The 3,468-nt window shown below is 63.6% G+C and carries 3 protein-coding genes; all 3 read right to left on the bottom strand.

The features are described from left to right. Positions 1–92 precede the first annotated feature (92 nt). Positions 93–950, bottom strand: coding sequence for a serine/threonine-protein kinase (locus WCJ41_RS20740; protein ID WP_336907738.1), 858 nt, complete (start codon positions 948–950; stop codon positions 93–95). A 3-nt stretch (positions 951–953) separates the two neighbouring features. Beyond that, on the bottom strand, positions 954–1,694 hold the full coding sequence (locus WCJ41_RS20745) for a metallophosphoesterase family protein (RefSeq protein ID WP_336907739.1): 741 nt from the start codon (positions 1,692–1,694) through the stop codon (positions 954–956). A gap of 152 nt (positions 1,695–1,846) precedes the next feature. Continuing rightward, entirely contained in the window at positions 1,847–3,100 is a 1,254-nt protein-coding gene (locus tag WCJ41_RS20750) for an MFS transporter (protein ID WP_336907740.1), read from the bottom strand. Positions 3,101–3,468 lie beyond the last annotated feature (368 nt).

Genomic DNA, 3,468 nt, shown 5'->3' on the forward strand with positions numbered 1-3,468 from the left:
GCTTCCGCCTCGCGCTCCGGTGGCTTGTCGATGAGCGTGCGGTGCGGCTCGCCCTTGCGCTTCAGCACGGCGAAGAAGCCATCCTTCTGCAGCTAGCTCGCGCGTGCCGTGAGCTGAACCTGCTCCGGATTGCGCAGGTCATGCGCCAGCTGGGCGGGTGTCGGGTAGCGGCGGCCCGCCTTCACCTCGAGGCAGCGCAGCACGATTTCCTGGAACCACGGGGGAATATCCGGCTTCAGCCTGCGCAGGGGCACGGGGTCGCGCCACAGCCGCTGCTTGAGGCCCTTCAGCTTCTGCGGGTCGCCGAAGGGGCGCAGACCCGTGGCGAAGAAATACATCAGACAGCCGATGGCGAAGATGTCGCTCCGCGGATCGCTGCGGATGCCCATCACCTGCTCCGGCGCCATGTAGGGCGCGGTGCCGTAGGGCACGCGGAACTCTTCCTGCATCAGGTCCGGCAGGTCACGGTGGTGGGCGAGGCCATAGTCGATCAGCACGGTTTCACCCGTGGGCCGGAACATGATGTTCGAGGGCTTGATGTCGAGGTGCATGACGCCCTGCCGGTGCAGCGCCTCCACCGCATCGGCAAGCCCCGCGCCAATGGCCGCCACTTTCTCCGCCGGCAAGGGCACGTTGTCGATCTGCGGCAGCAGCGTCTCGCCCGCCAGCCGCTCCATCACGATGAAGGGCTGCACGGCGAAATCACCATTGGCGATATGGCGCGGCACATGCGGGCCCTTGAGGCGCGGCATGATCATCTGCTCCATCTCGAAGCTGACGATGGCGGCCGGGTCCTCACCCTCCTGCAGAACGGGGATCTTCATGAGACAGGAGGTGGGATCGCCCTCGCGCGTCACCTCCCACAGGCTGGCCATGCCGCCGCGGTGGATGAGATTGCCGATGGTGAAGCCATCGAGGACGGAGCCGGTTTCGAGCTTGGACTTGGCCATGGATCAGGTTCCGTTGATGAGCCGTTCCGCCAGCCTTTCCGGCAGGCCGGCATCGCGTATCCGTTGCGCAGTGGCTTTGTAATCATAGGTGGCGCGCAGGAAGGTGAGGTCCCGCGTGGCGGTGTCATAGGTCATGAAGGAGGCTGCAGGGTTGCCGTCGCGCGGCTGGCCCACGGCACCCGCCACCGCCAGCCATTGGCGCTGCGGGCTCAAGGGCACGGCCGTGCCGGTGACGGGCGTGTGGGCAATCACCTTGGCCGTGGCGGTGAGGCAATAGACCTGCGGCCGATGCACATGGCCACAGAAGGTGACACGGGCCTTCACCGCCAGCAGCGACTGCATGGCGCTGGCGGCATCCAGCACATAGATCCAGTCCGCCGGATGGGAGGCATCGGCGTGGACGAAGAGAACATCCTCGATCGTCGCCGTCATCGGCAGGCCGGACAGGAATTGGCGTGATGCCTCGCTGAGGCGGGGCCTGGTCCATGCAATGGCCGCCGCAGCGGTGTCGTTCATCGAGGCCTTCGCACCAACCGCGGCGGCGTCATGATTGCCCATCAGGCAGACGGCACCCTGCGACACGAGCCCGGCGATGCGCTGGGTGACGGTTTCGGGATCCGGCCCATAGCCCACCACGTCGCCGAGGACGACGAGGCGGTCCACCTTGAGGCGTTCCAGCGCGGCGAGGCTGGCATCGAGCGCCAGTTCATTGGCATGCACGTCGCTGATGATGCCGAGCAGCATGACTGTCCTCCCATCGCGTCAATTGGCCGGGTTCCGCACCCTTGCGCCTTGAACTGAATCAAACCCGCCAATAAAGAAGCGGCCACATGGGGAGAGGTGGCTCGGTTCGTTTGAACAGTCAGCGGGGTTTCCTAAGTGGACATCCGCTTCTGTTATGCTGCCACCGTCAAGGTGGGCAGCTGGTTGAAGTAAGCCTGATCGGGGGTCTGACCGTCAAGCGATGTGTGCGGGCGCCTGCTGTTGAAGAACAGGATATAGCGGCCAATCGCGGCCCGGGCTTCGGGCACGTTGGTGTAGGGCACGCCGGCCTTGACCAGCGCCGTCTTGGCGATGTCGCAGGCCGAGGTGAACTTCGAGGCGCCGACCGGATTGAACTGGACCGAACAATCCGCCGGATCAGCCGTGACCGTCACCTGCGACTTGGCCATGGCATCAAAGAGCGCCGGATTGGCGTTCTTGGTGATCTGCTGGAAGATTGTGCAGTAGGAGGCGATCGCCAGGAAGCAGCCCAGCATGATGATCGGCTTGCGGCCAATCTTGTCCGACAGCCAGCCGAAGAACACGAAGAACGGCGTACCAAGGGCAAGCGAGGCGGCGATCCAGAGGTTGGCCGAGACCGGATCGACCTTCAGCGTCTGGGTGAGGAAGAACAGGGCATAGAACTGGCCCGTGTACCACACCACGGCCTGGCCAGCGGTGAGGCCGAGCAGCGCCAGGATGACGATCTTCAGGTTGCCCCAGTTGGCGAAGGCTTCGGTGAGCGGAGCCTTGGAGGTCTTGCCCTCTTCCTTCATCTTCTGGAAGACGGGAGACTCGTTCAGCTTCAGACGGATCCACACCGAGATCGCCAGCAGGATGGCCGACAGCAGGAACGGAATGCGCCATGCCCAGATGTCGAACTCAGGGCCGAAGTAAGTGCGGCATCCGAGAATGACCAAGAGCGACAGGAACAGGCCGAGCGTTGCCGTGGTCTGGATCCACGAGGTGTAGAGGCCGCGCTTGTTGTCCGGCGCGTGCTCGGCCACGTAGGTGGCGGCACCGCCATATTCACCACCCAGCGCCAGGCCCTGCAGGATGCGGAGCGCCACCAGGATCACCGGAGCGGCGATGCCGATCGTGGCATAGTTCGGCAGAAGGCCGACGCCGAAGGTCGAGAGACCCATGATCAGGATGGTGATGAGGAAGGTGTGCTTGCGGCCGACGAGGTCACCTAAGCGACCGAACACCAGCGCGCCGAAGGGACGCACGATGAAGCCGGCGGCGAAGGCCGCGAGCGCGAAGATGAAGCCCGCCGTCTCGTTGACGCCGGAGAAGAACTGCTTGGCGATGATGGCCGCCAGCGACCCGTAAAGATAGAAGTCGTACCACTCGAACACCGTGCCGAGCGACGAGGCGAAGACGACCATCGCCTTCCCTTGATCGAGGTCACCCTTGACGTGACCAGCCGACGTGTTTGCTATATGTCTCCCCTGTGAACCGCGAGGCGTGTCGCGTCGCGTGGTTGCCTGAGACGGGCAGCCTCTCCCAAGGCGGTCCATCCATGAGCGGGAGTCATATCTGCATTGCGCCCGATGGTTTATTGGACTTTCGCAGGGACCAGTCAGGAATGTTTTCGCAACTGCGACAGGTCTTTGATTTTCAATAACTATTAGGGCTCAACTTGGCAACCAAGGTTCCTCTTGCCAGCCGCCGGACGATCTCATATACACCCCGCCACCCAACGCGTGCCCAGGTAGCTCAGTTGGTAGAGCAGCGGATTGAAAATCCGCGTGTC

The organism is Aestuariivirga sp., from assembly GCF_037139295.1.
Taxonomy (GTDB): domain Bacteria; phylum Pseudomonadota; class Alphaproteobacteria; order Rhizobiales; family Aestuariivirgaceae; genus Aestuariivirga.

Bases quoted from the DNA above. Each gene is read 5' to 3' on its own strand.
- WCJ41_RS20740 (WP_336907738.1), bottom strand. From the start codon at position 950: ATGGCCAAGTCCAAGCTCGAAACCGGCTCCGTCCTCGATGGCTTCACC.
- WCJ41_RS20745 (WP_336907739.1), bottom strand. From the start codon at position 1,694: ATGCTGCTCGGCATCATCAGCGACGTGCATGCCAATGAACTGGCGCTC.
- WCJ41_RS20750 (WP_336907740.1), bottom strand. From the start codon at position 3,100: ATGGTCGTCTTCGCCTCGTCGCTCGGCACGGTGTTCGAGTGGTACGAC.